This window comes from Acetivibrio clariflavus DSM 19732 (genome assembly GCF_000237085.1).
Taxonomy (GTDB): domain Bacteria; phylum Bacillota; class Clostridia; order Acetivibrionales; family Acetivibrionaceae; genus Acetivibrio; species Acetivibrio clariflavus.
The window spans coordinates 661242-679163 of sequence record NC_016627.1; the positions used below are offsets into that span (position 1 = coordinate 661242).

Sequence of the window (17922 nt, forward strand, 5' to 3'; positions counted from 1 at the left end):
GTGTAAATGAAAATATATATAACGTCACAAAATGAAGCAAAAGTAAATGCTGTTAAAAATGTTTTTAGAAAAATATTTAATGAAGCAGAGTTCATTGCAATAAAAGTAAATTCTGGTGTGTCTGTTACTCCTACTACAGATGACGAAGCTTTAAAAGGTTGCATAAATCGTATAGAAGCTGTAAAAAGGCAAATAGAACTCTACGATGCAATTGTTTCAATGGAGGGATTAGTTTCTAAAAACAGTTATGGGTCTTTTGTTTACGGCTGGGCTGCTATTGATTTTTTTCGTTGCTCAAAACTAGCAATTGGTTGCAGTGCCAAAGTCATGCTGCCAGAAGATATAGCAGAGCAAGTTAGTAACAATATAGAACTCAGTGAAATTATCAAAGCTCGTTATAATGATATAAGCGCAGAACAAATGGAACGATGGGGGACGAATGGAATAATTACAAATGGTTTGTATACTAGAGTGAATGAGTTTGAAGATGCTTTATTGTGTGCCATTGGGTCAGTAATTAGGTATTTAGATTTTTAGGTTGATAAAGCTAATGGAGGGGATATATATGTATTTTGCGGTCGGAGTTGCAGCAGCTGCTGATTGCTGTAATAAAGAAATAGAGAATATAGCTTTTGAATTTGGGCAACAAATTGCTAAAAGAGGATATGCTATTGTTTGTGGTGGGATGGAAGGATTGATGGAACAGGTTTGTCGTGGAGCAAGAACGGTGATGAACAGAAAACCAGTTGTTGGAATTTTGCCTGGTTCTACAAAATTAGAGGCAAATCCGTATACTGATATTGTTATACCAACTACTTTAGGTTATATAAGGAATGTTCTGATACCAATTTCTTCAGACGTTTTAGTTGCTTTTAATGGAGGAGCAGGTACTCTAAGTGAAATCACCTATGCCTGGCAATATGACAAGCCTATCATTCTTATGGCTCATACTGGTGGTTGGTCAGAAAAATTAGCAAATACACCTTTAGATCATAGAAAAGGTAAAATATTAAAAACAGCATATTCCAATGATGAAGCACTTGCATTTATTGATGAAATATTTAACAAATGGAAAAAGGAATGCGTGAATATATGATGAAAGTCAGTCCGGAAAGCGTAGGTTTATCATCTACTCGTCTTCATCGCATAGATAAATTAATGCAATGTTGTATTGATAAAGGTATATGTGCTGGTGGAGTAGCCATGGTAGCACGTAAGAATAAAATTGTTTACCATGAAAGTTTTGGATTGATGGATATTAAAAGAGGTAAGCCAGTTCAGAAAGATACTATTTTTCGTATATGCTCAATGACTAAGCCAATAATATGTGTTGCTATAATGATGCTCTACGAAGAAGGATATTTTCAAATGGATACTCCTGTATCTAGATTTGTACCTGAGTTTAAAAACATGAAAGTAATAAAGCAAATAAATGATAAAGATTTTCGCTTAGTAAATATAGATAGGGAAATTACAATTCATGATCTATTAGTTCATACGTCCGGTTTAAGTTATGATATTCATACAGAAGAACTTACCTACAGACTGAACTTAAGCAAGGAAAAGTTCGAAAAAGAACATTCTATAGGCGAATTTATAAAAATTTTGACCACATTGCCATTAGCTCATCAACCAGGAGAGAAATGGAGTTATGGTTACTCAACAGATGTATTAGGTTATATTATTGAAGTAATATCCCAAAAATCATTAAGAGATTTTTTAAAACAGCAAATATTTGATCCATTAGGAATGGTAGATACTGATTTTTTTGTCAGAGAAGATAAGCATGATAGGTTATCTGAATTATATACATTTTCGGAAGAGCATGGTTTTGTTTTGGTGGAATCTGGTGTGGACTATAGAAAGAAACCTTTGTTTTGCAGCGGAGGAGGGGGAGTTTGTGACTTTGGAAGTGGTTTGGTTTCTACGGCAGAAGATTACATTCGCTTTGCTCAAATGCTTCTAAACAAAGGTGAACTGGATGGAAATCGCATTTTAGGACGAAAGACTGTTGAATTTATGACAATGAATCACTTATCAAGCAATTTACTCCCCATGATAACCGATAAGTCTAGACCATATGATTATGAAGGTTATGGTTACGGATTGGGATGGAAAGTTCTGCTAAGTTCTGCTCAGGCAGGAATTATTGGTACTAATGGTATGTATGGTTGGGGTGGTAATGCGAGAACAGAGTTTTTTATTGATCCGAAGGAAGAATTAATAGCATTATATATGACTCAATGTATACCATACCAACAAATAAAAGAGTTCCAAACAGTAGTATATCAAGCATTGATTGATTAATTTAGTTGATTTGCGCGCTATTCGCGCTATTTTAATATAGTATGGGAGGGATAAATTATGTGTAAAAAAAGTGAGGCTAATATTACTCTAGAAGACTCAATTGATAAGTTCAATATTGTCATAGCTGCAACGTTTACGGCTGACCCTTTAAGGGATACACTTGAATACTTTATGGACAAGCTTAACATTCCGTATAACATTGATTTCGCACCTTATAATCAAGTTCTTCAGCAATTAATTGACCCAAAAAGTTTATTTTCATTAAATACTAACGGAATCAATATTATTTTGATACGTTTTGAAGATTGGTTCAGATATTCAAGTAAAACTGTTGGATTAGAAGTAAAGAAAGAATTAATTCTGAACAATTCAAAAGAGTTAATATCTGTTATAAAAAAGAAAGTAGAAAATACTATGGTCCCATATTTTTTATGCATATGCCCATCGAGTCCTGAGACTGAATTGGAGTTTTTTCAAACGTTTGATTATGTTCAAAATGAATTTGAGAATATTATGTCAGATACAAATAAATTAGATATAATCAAATACCAACAAGTAAATGAGCTTTATCCTGTAAATAAGTATTATGATGAGCATACGGATAGAATTGCACATTTGCCTTATACGGAAGCTTTTTTTACTTCATTGGCTACTCTGCTTGCAAGAAAAATATATACATATTATTCTACGCCATATAAGGTAATAGTTGTAGATTGTGATAATACTTTATGGAAAGGAGTTTGTGGCGAAAGTGAGATCAAAGATTTAGAAATATCTAGCGGTTATCAGAAATTTCAAAATTTTCTCGAGAAAAAAAGATTAGAGGGAATGCTAATTTGTATTTGCAGTAAAAATAATGAAGAAGATGTTTTAAAAGTATTTGATAGTCACCCTGGAATGTTACTGAAAAGAGACTCAATAGTTTCGTGGCATTGTAACTGGGAACCAAAATCAAATAATATTAAAAATATATCTAAAAAATTAGGATTATCTTTGGAAAGTATGATTTTTATTGATGATAATCCTCTTGAATGTGCTGAAGTACGTGCTAATTGTCCGGAAGTTCTAACGTTGTTGTTCCCGGATAAAGATTATGAAATTCAAAATTTCTTAAACAATATATGGCCTTTTGATGATAGGAAGGTCACAAAGGAAGATACGAAGCGAACAGAATTCTATAGACAGAATATTAATAGAGAACGGCTTCTAAACGATTCCTTATGTTACGCTGACTTTCTAAAAGGACTGGAACTGAAGGTTGAGTTTGAAAGTGCCACATTGAGTAATATTTCACGAGTTGCCCAGATGACTCAGAGAATTAACCAGTTTAATTTTACAACTATACGAAGAAAAGAAAATGAATTAGAAAAATTATGTTTAAGTAATGAATATAAATGTTTTGTAGTTAGTGCAAAAGATAGATTTGGAGACTATGGGATAGTTGGAACTGTTATTATTAAATTAGAGCAAAATGAAATTATAATAGATACTTTTTGTCTAAGCTGTAGAGCACTTGGCAGAAACATTGAACATAAAATGATAGCTTATATATCGGAATATGCGTTGAAAAATAAAGTAGAGAATATTGTGATCCCGTTTATCAAAAGTGGAAAAAATAGTCCGGCATATAATTTCCTTAACAGTATATGTACTACTAAGAAAGTAGATGAAATGAAAAATATATATACTATACCTGCTAAGGTAGGCGCTTCATTAAAGGATAAAGTTTTCGAGAATAATAATTTTAAAGATGAATCAAGTAACATATCTGAAATCTCAAGCAAAAACAAAACTGAAGATAAAAAGAAAGAATCTGATTTTTTAGCATATATAGCCAAAAACCTGAATCATGTAAATAAGATTATGAAAGAGGTTAATGCTCAAAAAAGTAGTCGTACGTTAAAAAATGATTCGGGAGTTTTACCAGTTACTCCAATGGAAATAGAATTAGAAAAGATTTGGTCAGAATATTTAAAATTAAATAATATAGGGATACATGATGAATTCTTCGCCTTAGGAGGTACATCAATTTTACTGATAAAAATACTTTCAAAAGTAAAACAGGTATTTGACGTTGAAATCCCGATAGAGACTGTTTTTGAAGGTGATTTTACTATTTCGAAACTTTCAAGAGAAATTATACGGCATAAACTTAGTAAACTAGACTTAAATGAGGTTATAAAAGTGCTTGGTGATATAAACTTAATGCCGGAACATCAAATAATAAAATCACTTTTTATATAAATAGAGAAAGGAAGTTTGAAAGTTATGGGTTGCATAATATTTGAAACTTGTGGTACAGATGGAGATGTTTTGCCATTTATTCGTATAGGTAGAAAGTTATTAAATTATGGTCATAGGGTAGCAATTGTTACTCATAGCTATTATGAAAGTATTGCTAAGGAATCAAAGCTTGATTTTATTTCGGTAGATACTCCTGCTGAGTATGCGCAATTTATTAATGACAATGCTTCAACAAGTCAAAATCCTCAAGGACATATATTTTTTTTGAAACGCCATGTATTATCACGTGTTCTGAGAACTTATGATAAAATAAAAAATTATTATGTACCTGGTCAAACAGTTATTTTCTCAAAATCACCTGGATTTATATCAACAATAGTTTCCGAGAAACTTGATATACCAAGAGTTATGTGTTTTTTTGCTCCAAGTTTTATTATGTCGAAAGAATTTGTAATTACGTTTTATAATTTGCTAAAGGATGATATCATAAGTATTAGAAAAGAGTTAGGTCTCCATAGCGAATATAGTTGGGAAAAGTGGTGGAAATCGGCGGAAAGAAATATTGGCCTTTGGCCAGATTGGTTTGAAGCAGAAAAGTCAGATAGTATAAATTCAGATAGTATATATATTGAGAGAGTGGGGTTTGTTGTAGACTCAAGTGAGTTTTGCGATATACCGGATGATGTTAAGTCCTTAATAAATGATAAAGAAAAACCAATTTTAATTAACAGTAGCTCTAGTTCCTTATTTATTAATTCAGATTTTTTTGAATCCAGTATAAAAGCTTGTGAGGTATTGGGCCAAAAAGCTATTATAGTGGGTCGCCATAAAGAGTTTATGCCTGCAAACTTACCAAAGGGAATTTATTATTTTAGCCATCTTCCATTTGGTTATTTGATGACAGAAGCAAAAGCTATTATTCATCATGGAGGAATTGGTACTTCTGCACAAGCACTTGCATCAGGACTTCCCCAATTAGTTCTGGCAGGAGGAGTAGATAGACCGGATAATGCTATGTGTCTCAAGCGTTTAGGTGTTGGAGAATATCTGCTTCCTCCTCAATGGAATTATAAATGTGTAATGGAATCATTGCAAAGAATTATAACTTCTAAAACAGTAAAAGAAGCTTGCTTGAGTGTTGCAGAAAAGATGAAAAAGGATAATCCCATAGCTTCTATATGTAATATAATAGATTCTATTTTAAATTCTAAAGAAAGAAAAATGAATAAGGACAAATTATATTATGAAGGAAATGAATTTGCTACTTTAAAAAAATGTGACTATGATGAGAATAATTTTCATGAAAAAAATGATAATGAAAACGATATTGATAAACTTATAAAAAATTATTCTAAAGAAAAATTGGAATTAGCTTTATTGCTATTAACAAAATCAAGTCCAACCACCTTGGGTAAAGAGAGTTTAATAGTTAAGCAACCCCGAAAAGAAGGTATAAATATATTTCCACTTACATATTATCAAGAAAGATTTTGGTTTTTAAATAAGATAGAGCCAAATTCTTTAGCACTTAATACTTTTTCAGCCTATATGATTTATGGAAATCTGAACGTTGAGGCACTAGAAAAAACATTTAATGAAATCATCAATAGGCATGAAAATTTACGTACCACCTTCGGGGAAATAGATGGAAAACCAGTGCAATTTGTTTTACCAACGATTGAATTTAGATTACCAGTTATTGATATTCAAGGTGATGATAGAAATAATCAAAACCTAGAAGTCGAAAGAATTTTGAGTACAAAAAGTTATGAACCATTTGACCTATCAAAAGGCCCATTAATAAGAGTTCTACTAATAAAATTATCAGAGGATGAACATATAATTTGGTGGGGAATGCACCATATTATAAATGATGGATGGGGATCTACAGTACTTATCAGAGAAATTAAAGAATTGTACTCATGGTTTGCTTATAATAAAAAACATAACCTTTCTGAACTTAATGTGCAATGTCCTGATTTTGCAGTTTGGCAAAGAACATATTCCAATAAGGGTGAAAAAAAAGATAGAATGATAAAATACTGGAAAAAGCAATTAGAAGGTTGTAATTTTAAACTGAGTTTACCATCAGACTATACAAGGCCTTTGGTAAGAACTTATAATGGGTCGGAAGAGTTGTTTTACCTGCCTAAAAGTATTAGAACAAAATTGAAAACCTTATCTAATGAAGTTGGGGTTTCCCTATTTATGACTTTACTTTCAGCATTTAAATTACTTGTATACATAAATACAAATGAACATGATATTGTTATTGGTTCGCCTGTTTCCGGTCGTAACAGTGAAGTTCTAGAGAATTTGATTTGCGATTTAACAAATATGTTAGTTTTAAGAACAGTTATAGATGAAAACGACAGAATATATGATGTAATGCATAAAGTAAAAGAAACTGCATTAGGTGCATTTCAAAATCAAGAATTACCCTTCCAAGAGATATATAGTGTATTGCATTATGAGATTGAACCAGGTTATTCACCTCTATTTCAAATGATGTTTGTTTTTCATGAAATTTTTCCACAAGAGAAGGAGCAATTTCTGGAAGGGTTAAATACGAGATATTTAAACATTAAGAAAAAAGTATCGCAATTCGATATATCTCTTAATATGTTTGATGATAATGAAGAAGGGCTCTATGGTAAATTTGAATATAATACTGATTTGTTCTCTAGAGAAACCATTTTGAAATTTGTTAATCAGTTTAAAGAATTGTTAGAGGTCCTAATAGAGAATCCTGACTTAAAAATATCAGAATTGTGCGTAAAGATTAATGATAATTATCATCAAAAGCTTATAAAAGGTGAAAAAGAGGAAAATGTTCTTGATATAGAGAAAGATATCGTAGATGCTGATTCGGATAATGGCGCTGGATATCAAATATATAAAATATTGTAATAATAATGGGATTACGTGATAAAACTGATTACCTCAGGTGATAAATTTATACATTGAATACCTTGCTTTTGATATACAAAATTATCAGGTGTTTAATGTAAAATATAAATGGGCAAAAGTGAAAAAAAAATTCCCCACTTTTGCAATTAATAAATCCTCAGAAATGAAAAAAGCCATTGAAGGCACCACCATTTAAATTTATCCTTGTATTAGAGACCATTCTTTTACAAGGAGGAACTGGAGGATGCTATCAATGACTCAAAAAATCATATCAGAAAAATGTATTATGAACAAGGTATAAGCATTAGTCAAATTTCTAGGGAAACCAACTTTGATAGAAAAACTATAAGAAAGTATATAGACAAAACAGATTGGAATGAATATCCCATTGATAAAAGTGTAAAAAGAGGAAGGCCAGAAAAACTTAAACCTTTTAAGGATACCATAGACAAGTGGCTTATGGAAGATAAGACAGCAAGAAGAAAACAGAGACATACTGCAAAACGTATTTTTGAAAGATTAACTGAAATATATAAAGATGACTTTGATTGTTGTTACAAGACAGTATCAAATTATGTTAGAAGGAGGAAAAAAGAAATATATGCAAAATCATATGGGTACCTGCCTTTGGAACATAGGCCAGGAGAAGCTCAGGTAGACTTTGGTGAAGCAGACTTCTATCTAAACGATAGATTATACAATGGTTACTACATAAATATTTCATTCCCATACAGCAATCAAGGATATACTCAGCTTTTCAAAGGTCAAAATCAGGAATGCCTTTTTGAAGGACTTATCAATATATTTAAGCATATTCAGGGAGTACCCTATAGGATATGGTTTGATAATGCTAGCACTATAGTTGCAAAAGTATTAAAAGGAGGCGATAGAGATTTAACAGATGATTTTTTGAGGTTTAAAGAACACTACAACTTTGAAGCTGTGTTTTGTAATCCTAACTCTGGTCATGAGAAGGGATCAGTTGAGTCAAAAGTGGGATATCACAGAAGGAACATGTTTGTTCCTGTACCTAAAATAACTAATCTGGAAGAATTCAATAAAGAACTTTTAATAAAATGTGATAATGATGCAGATAGAGAACATTATCGAAAAGGAGTAAAAATATCAGAATTGCATATTGAAGATAGAAAATCATTAATACCACTACCAACTGTAGAATTTGATACAGGAAAATATTTAACTGTAAAAACAAATGGGTGTGGGAAATTTACACTAAATAATGGAATCCACGAATATTCTACATCTCCTAAATATGCAAATGAAAAAATTAATATCAAGATAACAGCTAATGAGGTAATTATACTTGATGAAAACTACAGAGAAACAATCAAACATACTCGACTATATGGTGATACTAAGCAGGAGAGCATGCAATGGCTTCCCTATCTTAATACTCTAGCCAAAAGACCTGGAGCATTGAAATATACTGGAATATATACTATGCTGCCACATCCTATGAAAGAGTATATAGAAACTTGTTCGAGACCTGAAAGGGGAAGAATTCTTCAAACCATAGCAACGATATGTGAGAAATCAAACTTTGAAACAGCAGTAAAAGCAGTAAGTGAAGCTCTTTTGTATGGAGCAGCGGATGCAGATAGCTTGACAGCTCTTTTCAGCAGGCTAAATACTCCTGAACTTGATCTAAAACCTGCTAGAGTACCAGAGGGTATACCAAAACTTAAAAAGGTTGTTACCGATGTTTCTGCATATGATGCTTTGATAAAGGAAGCAGGTGGTAGTTTATGCTAAGTCTTGAAATAGCAGATTGCTGTAAGGCATTAAAAATTAGTCAAAACATGGTGGAAAACAGTCAAAAGATAACTGCGGACAGTCATCAAGAATACTTACTCAAATTATTGAAGCTTGAGATAGAGCACCGAGAAAAGACCAGACAAAATAGGCTGATAAAGAGTGCAGGATTTTATACAATGAAATCCTTGGAAGCGTTTAAATTTGACGAAGTTACTGTTCCTGCGAGTATAATATTGATTATTTAAGAAAATGTGAATTCATAAGAGACAAGAGCAATCTAATGTTTTATGGGAATGTGGGAACTGGAAAAACTCATTTAGCAACGGCTATAGGTATAGAAGCATGTAAGCTAGGTAAATCAGTAAAGTTCTTCAGGACAGCCGCTTTAGTAAACAAGCTTTCAGAGGCAAAGAAAGCCAAAGAACTTTCGGGATTTATCAAGCAATTATGAAAAATGATCTTTTGATATTTGATGAATGGGGGTATATTCCTCTAGACAGAGATGGTTCACAGCTTTTATTCGAGATAATATCTGAATGCTATGAGAGAAAGAGCATAATCATCACAACCAACATAGAATTTTCAAGATGGACTAATGTACTCTATGATGAACAAATGACAGGAGCACTCATAGACAGGCTGCTACATCATTGTCACTTGCTAATTTTTAATGGTGAGAGTGAGAGAATGAAAAACTCATTAATCAGACAAGGTTAACATAAAAATTCCTCACCGGTGCCTGGGGAAAAATTTTTTCATAACTGAGGAAATAATTATTGCAAAAAACACAGGCTTTGAAGTAATTGCATTTATATAAAAAAATTCCATTTAAGCTGTCTTGGTTAATATTTACAATAAAGATGTTTGCCAGATAAAGTTACTGAGAATTAGATGTTTTTATGCGATAAAAAATAGAAAATATGGATAGGAATTTTGCCAGGAAGAGTAAATTGTTATTTTGATTTTTGTGTATTTATGATAATGTAGTAGTTGTCAAGGTCCCAAAATTGGGCTTCTTTGACAACTACATTATACTTTGTTCTCATGCTTTATGTGCTGTTTGTTTGTCGGTATTATTTTCTATTTGAAATTTATTTGCTCTAACTTATCGGTATGAGGGAATTTGAGTATTGATATAATGTATTATACATTTTTATACGGATGTATAATATTACTAAAATTAGGCTCAATTTCGAATTTTTTTCCGTTTAAATAGCTTAGAATACCGCTTGTTTTAGAAAATTCAAACTTAATTTTATACGCCCAGAGGGCTTGATATTTTAACTTTAGGGCACGGTTTAAATTATTGTCTCCATATTTGCTGTCTCCGACTATGGGATGGCCTATATAGGCCATATGTGCCCTGATTTGATGTGTTCGGCCGGTAATCAGCTCAACTTCCAGCAAACTTCCCTTTTCATTTGCAGTTAAATTTTCAATTACTGAGAGTGTTTTGTATTTGGTTATTATTTCTAAAGAATTTTTGGTTTTATAACTGTTTATGTAAACTCGACTTTTTCGCTCATCCTTTTCAAGAAATGCTTTAAGTGTAGCACTATTTTTTTCCGGTATACCACGAACAATACACTGGTAGTATTTTTTAATTTCTTTTTTTCTTATTTTCTCCAGCATTATTTTTAATGCTTCATTGTTTTTGGCAATTATTACGAGACCTCCTGTATTGCGGTCAAGTCTGTGGCATAGAGCAGGGGTGAAACTTTTTGAGTCTGTACTGTCTGCATTGCTGCGAATATAGTCTGTTACAAGGTCAATAAGTGTGTTTTCGGTACTGTCCTTGTCGGGATGAACAGGTATACCTTGCATTTTATTTACAATTAGAATGTTTTTATCCTCATATACAACTGTAAAAGCCTTAGTATGGTTAAAGGGTTGGGATGATCCATTGCCGTAAAGGATTTCATCTATGATATATACCTCGACTATATCCCCGGGATTTGCAATATAGTTTTCCTTTACCCTTATACCGTTTACCTTTATATCTTTTTTTCTAAAGGCTTTATACATGAAACTTTGAGGTAAATTGGGATATTTTTCTCTTAATATTTTATCAATACGTCTATTGCCACTGTCTTTATCTATTACAAACTTTTGCATATTACTCCTCTAAAAAGACTCTCCGTGAGGAGAGTCGCCATTATTTCATGAATTGATTATCCTTTTTATCTTTTCAAGATATTTTTCCGATATCATATCGGCAACGCTTGGACTTTCGCCTTCCGAATATATTCTGCAAAGAGGAAGATCTGCATCGGGTAATACGAGAGCCCAGCCGTTTTCCATTATAAATTTGACACCATCAAGCAACTCTACCTTTTCGCTGTCCTTTTCTGTTATTAGTGTTCTCATAACTCGCCCTTTCAATTCCCAGGGGCAGAATATTTTCTTTTTACTCACATAAAAATCCGGTATTTCTTTAAGTATATCAGATAATGTGGTATTTTTCACGCATAAAAATTCAAGAATCTTGATAAGCCCTGCAAGAGCATCGAAGTTCAATAGGAATTGATCCATATTTTCTTTGTTTTTGAATAGATTGTTGTTCAGCATTTGTTCCATAACTGCCTGGGGTGAGGTTTTTGTACGTACAACTTTTCCATTGTATTTTTCAGCCATGGTTTCGATGATTGACGGTGCGGTAATGGGCACAACCACTTTTGAACCCGGATTGCTTTTAAAGGAGATTAATGAGGTCAGAGAAAGGAAAAGATCATCTTTTACTATTTTCCCGTTTTTGTCTACGAGAACAAGGGTTTCACCGTTGCTGTCGATAAAGGCCGCAAAATTGGCATCATTAGTTTTTATTTTATCTACAATGGTATCTATTTCATTTAAATTGGAGGATGAAAAGCTTGCAACTTTACATCCGATGTCTGTTAGCATGGGAACTACTATTGATATAACAAAATCTGAAGGCGAAACGATGCAAACTTTTGGAGAACTATTCCTTATTGCGTCAGTGTCAATTTCGTTAAGTATGGAACGAACATAGTAATTTTTGAAATCGGTTATATTGTTCAGACGGCTGATTTCTTCTCCGGAACAGCGTTTAAAATCTTCCCGGAAAAAGGCATTTTCAATTTTACGTTCCATGACTCTGCTAATACTCGCACCTTTTGCGTCCATGAAGTCCACTCTAAGTTTATTGGGGTTGTCGTCGCTTAGTTTTATGTGAATTCCCCCTTCAACAGCGAGAAAACTGATGGCATGTCGTGAAATAGGGGTAAGGAGACTGCTCATATTAAATACTTCCACACCTACCGACAGCATACCCGATATAAATGCATGTTTGAACATTCTTGCAGAGTTGGAAGTGGTTGAACTTACAATAACCTTTGAACCTTTTTTGAATATTGAACCATAAGCAGCACCCAAACGGGTTGCAAACTCAGGAGAGATATCGACATTAATAATTCCCGACAGACCGTTTTCACCGAAAATGGTTTTTGAATGCTTTGAACCCCAAATGATATTTCTATCCACAATAGCCAGAGGATCTACTGTCTTTTGAGGCCAGATACGGATATTGGGTTTTATAATAGCTCTTTCATTTATGACACAGTTATCGCCAACAACTGCGTTTTCAAATATTCGCGCATAGTGTTTGAGATTTATTTTATTACAAAGGATGGCACCTCTTATTTCAGAACCATATTCAATATAGTTTCCGTTCCAAAGTACGCTTCTTTTAATGGTGGATTCATCTTCCACCACATTGTTGCTGCCGAGAACACTATAGCTGTCAATTACAGCACCGCTTCCTATACGACAATTGTCGCCTATTACACAGGGTGCATTTAATGTGGCATGGGAATCAATAATGCTACCTGAACCGACCCAGATACCTTTTTTAACCTCTGTCAATGTTGTATTTATTTTTACCTTGCCGTCAAGTACATCATAGTGTGCTTGAAGATAGGCTTGCAGGTCCCCTATGTCGCACCAGTAGCCTGACATTACATACCCAAACATGGGTTCTTTTTTTTCCAGCAGCAGAGGGAAAAGGTCCTGGCTAAAGTCTGTCTTTTTTCCTTGTTCCAGGTAATCCATTATTTCCGGTTCCAATATATAAGTTCCGGTATTTACTGTGTCGCTGAAAACTTCACCCCAACTTGGCTTTTCAAGAAAACCGGTTATTGTACCGTTTTTATCGGTAATTACAACACCATATTCTAAAGGTACGTCTACTCTGGTTAAAACGATAGTGGCTTTTGATTTCTTTTCTCTATGAAATTCTATAGCTTTGGTAATGTCCATATCTGTAAGGGAATCACCGCTTATTACGATAAAAGTTTCATCAAGGAAATCACCGGCATTTTTTACACTGCCTGCAGTTCCTAAGGGTACATCTTCTGTAAAATATTGAATATTGACTCCAAAATGCGAACCGTTTCCAAAATAGTCCTTGATTTTCTGAGGCAGATACATTAATGTGACTCCTATTTCGGTAATGCCGTGTTTTTTGAGTAAATTTATAATATGTTCCATTATCGGTATATTCATTACCGGAACCATAGGTTTAGGTAAGTCACATGTAAGAGGACGCAGTCTTGATCCTTCACCGCCAGCCATAATAATTGCTTTCATTTAAGGACCATCCTTTCACAATTGATATCATGGTGTAAGTCGATTGCTTTGAGATTTACCTCTTTTAGATTTTCATAAAAGAGGTATGTCAGTTTAAGTTAATACTTTACATTCAATTTTTATTATTGAGAAATTAAATTTATTTATTATCTATTGAACGCAGAATACTTAATATTCAAAATATAATGCCAACGTTCAATATTGGTAATTAGCTCAAGAAAATTCAGGATATAAAGTACAAACTAAAAGAAAGTTTTAGCCAAACTTGAATAATTTAAGTATCGTATAAACCGCTACTAATGTCCATTTATATATTATTTATATTCAATACAGTTTAGAAAAATCCTTTATAGAATTAATGAAAAAATATATCGGAAAATTTAATATTTATAGATTTAGATTACCATATCTGATAAAAATGAGGAAAATTTGAGGAAAGGGTTTACATGTCCGGTTTATTTGTATAAAATATAAGGCAAGGAAAAGCTCTCACTTGAGTTTAAGTTAGAATAATGTACATAAGTAAATACTTTTAGGTATTATTTTTGTATTTATTGTTACTGTAAAAAATGATACACTTATTATTGCTGAATTCTCTATCTGTTTGAAAAAGTAGAGGAACGGGGGATATACATTTGGGGTTAATTCCGGTGATACCGGAAAGGGATTTCTTCCACCTAACCCGTCAACTAACCTCGTAAGCATTAAGGAGGAATTAGATGCAAAAGAAAAAAAGAGTATTGATAACAGCCTTGGTATGTTGTTTCGTAAGTATGTTTTCATTGTGTCCGGCTAATACTCTCGCTGCATCGAGAGTATTAAAGGAGGGAATGAGCGGCAACGATGTCACATCACTCCAGAATAACTTAAGAACGTTGGGATACTTGAAAGTGAACTCAACAGGTTATTATGGAAGTCTTACCAAATCAGCAGTTCAGAAGCTTCAGGCCAATAACGGATTAGAGAGTGATGGCATTGCCGGAAGCAAAACCCTGGCTTTAATTGAAAAGCTTTTAAGTGAAAAAACAGCTTCGAGAGGTACAAGCAGTACGGAAGTTTTAAAAGAAGGCATGAGTGGAAGTAGAGTAACACAATTGCAAAATGATTTGAAGAAACTTGGTTATTTAAATGTTAATCCAACCGGCTATTATGGCAGTCTTACAAAAGAAGCAGTTAAGAAATTTCAAAAAGCATATGGTCTTACTCAGGATGGAATAGCTGGAAATGCAACTTTAACTAAAATAAGTCAATTATTAGGGACAACAGCTTCTGCAGCTAATGTAAATGCTTCAAGAGGTGGCTCTCGCTCAAGCAGCGATTATCTTGTTTCTTGGTTTGGTGGAGCGGAAAATATTTTTAAAATAGGTGATATCGCAGAAGTTTACGATATCAGGACAGGGCGCACTTTTAAAATAAAAAGAACGTATGGTTATAATCATGCAGATTGTGAGCCTCTTACCGCAGAAGATACTAAAATAATGAAAAGTATTTATGGCGGTGAGTGGAGCTGGGAAAGAAGGCCTATTATAATAACTGTAAACGGCCGTAAAATGGCTGCTTCTATGGCAGGAATGCCTCATGCCGGAGTTGAAGGGGCACCCGCTAATACATATGTAAGCAGTAGAAGCGGTGGATATGGCGCTGGAGATAATCTTGATGCAGTCAAGGGAAACAACATGAGCGGAGTATTTGATGTTCATTTCTTGAACAGCAGAACCCATGGATCTAACAAAGTTGATTCAAATCATCAGAATGCAATAAAAGAAGCTGCGCAGTGGGCTGCAAAGAATAACTTTTAATTTTGAAAACATAATTTTAAACGGCATATTTATGAAATAAACAGGATATCGCATTTACTGTGGTATCCTGTTTTTTTAATTTACTTCTGGGTAAAGATTTAATTTTTATTGAAGATAATTTCCGCTTATGACAATATATAAAATTGATTAAGTGGAAGTAAAAACGATAATAATAAGTAATAGACAGCAATAAGAATTGGTTTGGCGGAAATTTTAGGTTGTAGTGGTTAGTTTTATAATATATAATATTGACAATAAAAATTATGGCTTGTCAGGAAGTAAAGCAATGAGAAGAGTAGTGGGAATAATATTTATAATTATAATAAATATTTGCTTTACCAGCAATTTTTCTTTGGCAAAACTTTCTTTTAACAATGAGGAGGCAGTTAAGGGGATAAGTGCTTTATTTATGGTTAATAACCCTTTTGCCTGCGTTGATGGGGATTTTTGTCTGCTTGATTCTGAAAATGCTCAAGTGGAACCTATAGTTGTAAGTGGCCGTACATTAATACCTGTAAGATTTTTGGCCGAAAATTTCGGATTTAAAGTTGAATGGAATGCAGCTAAATATACTGCTACAATCTCTGGATATGATAAAACAATACGTTTAAAGCCCGGTAGCTACGAAATAAAAGTGAACGGCAGTCAAATGATGTTGGATGTAATGCCTGAAATTATTCAAAATCGGGTATATGTTCCTTTACGTGTTATATGTGAGATAATAGATAAAAAGGTATCCTATAAAAGCGGTGTAATATTGGTTACTGACAGTGATAAATCTATTGAAGATTACAGTGATAAAGAATTTGCCCAAATATATTTCAGTTTTGTACGGGAAAAAATTATAGGTGAACGCAATATCAAGCCCATTACAAAATATGAAGCGGCTACTTATTTTGTAAATCATATTTTAGAGTATTATAATAAGAGTATTCCTAATATGGATTTGTATTTCTTTCCGGATTATAGGGATATTCCTGAGTCTTCACATTATCATTGTCATTTGTCTGTTTATCTCAATTTGCTTAAAGTTGAAAAGGGCAATTTTGAACCGTTTCGAACTTTGTCCGATTATGAAATTGAAGAAGCACTGTCAAGATTTGAAGAACTTCTTAAAAACCAGCCGGACTTGGATTTTGTAAATGCTAAAGATATGAAAAAGGATTTGTTATCCAGTATAAATGATGTTATAAAAAATGAGACTGATATAGTACGAGTCAGCGTTTATGATTTTGCTACCGGAACAACTGTAAGCTATAATGGGCAGGAACGTTTTTATCCTGCCAGTTTGTCTAAGATTGTGAACCTTTTGTGTTTCTTTGAAGAAGTACAAAAAGGGAATTTCAGCTTAAGCAGTGTCTATACATTAAAACAAAGCGATAAATATATCAGGAGCACTAAAGTCGCCGGAACTGGTAATTTGCAATATCAGGCAAATGGGACAAAGTACACATATGAAGATATTTTGTCCAGAATGATCAGCTTGAGTGACAATGTGGCGTCCAATATAATTTTTGACGCTTTAGGCAGAGAAAGATTGGATGCCTTTTGCGAGATGTATGGACTGAAAGATACCAGGATTTATAAAAAATTCTATGATGGAGACAAAAATTTTCCGAGCAACTATTCTACAGCCGATGACCTGACCCGGATGCTGGTGTTGCTGGAGAACAGGCTTTCAGTGGAGGATAATTTGTCCATTTTAGGCATTGAATATATGAAAGAAACTGTAAATAAGGATAGAATAGCCCTTTATGCACCGGAGGATGTGGTAATAGCAAATAAGGTGGGATTCATAAGCCGTTTGTCCGGTGATATGGCGTTGGTATATTTCCCGGATAGAGAGCCTATAGCATTGACAATTGTAGTTGAAGACGATAACCTGAAGGCAATAAACCAGGAAAAGGCAAATGAATTGATTGGGACTCTTTCAAGAGAGATAATCGATTATTTTAGGAAGGAGAACGGTCCTTCATTATATATTGATGGAAATTTAATTCAGGATAGAATAGGACTTCGCTTTATAAACGGCAGACCATATATTAAAGAGCATAGTATGCTGGAGGGATATTTGACGGAGTACAAGATAATAGGAAAAGAAAAGTATATTTCATTGGATTCATTGGCAAAAGATAATAATTGTACCTATTTACTGAAAGAATATCCGCAAAAAGCTGTATGCATTACTAACAGCACTATTCCATAAAACTTTGTTATAACTTTTGGATTCTGTTTGGCTTTTTTGAACTTCATAAGCTTAGTTGATAAGGAGAATTAAGAA

Annotated in this window: 11 protein-coding genes, 1 pseudogene and 1 riboswitch; of the genes and pseudogenes, 10 read left to right on the forward strand and 2 right to left on the reverse strand. The window is 33.4% G+C overall.

What is annotated here, in order from left to right; genetic code table 11:
- Positions 1-6: 6 nt before the first annotated feature.
- From CLOCL_RS02805 to CLOCL_RS23910, 8 genes and pseudogenes are all read left to right on the forward strand, one after another.
- Positions 7-537, forward strand: coding sequence for an inosine/xanthosine triphosphatase (locus CLOCL_RS02805; protein ID WP_014253919.1), 531 nt, complete (start codon positions 7-9; stop codon positions 535-537).
- Between the two features lie 28 nt (positions 538-565).
- Entirely contained in the window at positions 566-1096 is a 531-nt protein-coding gene (locus CLOCL_RS02810) for a TIGR00725 family protein (protein WP_014253920.1), read from the forward strand.
- The gene (locus tag CLOCL_RS02815; protein ID WP_081466994.1) at positions 1069-2307 is read left to right on the forward strand and encodes a serine hydrolase domain-containing protein; all 1239 of its coding nucleotides are present in this window, start codon (positions 1069-1071) and stop codon (positions 2305-2307) included. The genes CLOCL_RS02810 and CLOCL_RS02815 overlap by 28 nt, the downstream gene beginning before the upstream one ends.
- Positions 2308-2364: 57 nt before the next feature.
- The gene (locus CLOCL_RS02820) at positions 2365-4551 is read left to right on the forward strand and encodes an HAD-IIIC family phosphatase (RefSeq protein ID WP_014253922.1); all 2187 of its coding nucleotides are present in this window, start codon (positions 2365-2367) and stop codon (positions 4549-4551) included.
- A 24-nt stretch (positions 4552-4575) separates the two neighbouring features.
- On the forward strand, positions 4576-7461 hold the full coding sequence (locus CLOCL_RS02825) for a condensation domain-containing protein (protein WP_014253923.1): 2886 nt from the start codon (positions 4576-4578) through the stop codon (positions 7459-7461).
- A gap of 279 nt (positions 7462-7740) precedes the next feature.
- Complete coding sequence (istA, locus tag CLOCL_RS02830; RefSeq protein ID WP_014253924.1) at positions 7741-9234, forward strand: IS21 family transposase; 1494 nt, start codon at positions 7741-7743, stop codon at positions 9232-9234.
- The gene (locus tag CLOCL_RS23905; protein WP_245532787.1) at positions 9228-9482 is read left to right on the forward strand and encodes a hypothetical protein; all 255 of its coding nucleotides are present in this window, start codon (positions 9228-9230) and stop codon (positions 9480-9482) included. The genes istA and CLOCL_RS23905 overlap by 7 nt, the downstream gene beginning before the upstream one ends.
- Positions 9483-9517: 35 nt before the next feature.
- Positions 9518-9954 (forward strand): annotated as a pseudogene (locus CLOCL_RS23910) (ATP-binding protein).
- A gap of 426 nt (positions 9955-10380) precedes the next feature.
- Here CLOCL_RS23910 and CLOCL_RS02840 read toward each other — a convergent pair.
- On the reverse strand, positions 10381-11352 hold the full coding sequence (locus tag CLOCL_RS02840) for an RluA family pseudouridine synthase (RefSeq protein WP_014253925.1): 972 nt from the start codon (positions 11350-11352) through the stop codon (positions 10381-10383).
- Between the two features lie 45 nt (positions 11353-11397).
- Positions 11398-13842: a mannose-1-phosphate guanyltransferase gene (locus CLOCL_RS02845; RefSeq protein ID WP_014253926.1), complete on the reverse strand. Its 2445-nt coding sequence runs from the start codon at positions 13840-13842 to the stop codon at positions 11398-11400.
- Positions 13843-14417: 575 nt separating this feature from the next.
- A riboswitch (cyclic di-AMP (ydaO/yuaA leader) is annotated at positions 14418-14561 on the forward strand.
- Between CLOCL_RS02845 and CLOCL_RS02850 the strand changes: the two genes are divergently transcribed.
- Both CLOCL_RS02850 and CLOCL_RS02855 read left to right on the forward strand, forming a co-directional pair.
- Positions 14562-15641, forward strand: a complete 1080-nt coding sequence (locus CLOCL_RS02850; RefSeq protein WP_014253927.1) for a peptidoglycan-binding domain-containing protein — start codon at positions 14562-14564, stop codon at positions 15639-15641.
- Between the two features lie 286 nt (positions 15642-15927).
- Positions 15928-17847 (forward strand): serine hydrolase, encoded by a 1920-nt coding sequence (locus CLOCL_RS02855; protein WP_027622524.1) that lies wholly within the window; start codon positions 15928-15930, stop codon positions 17845-17847.
- Positions 17848-17922: the final 75 nt, after the last annotated feature.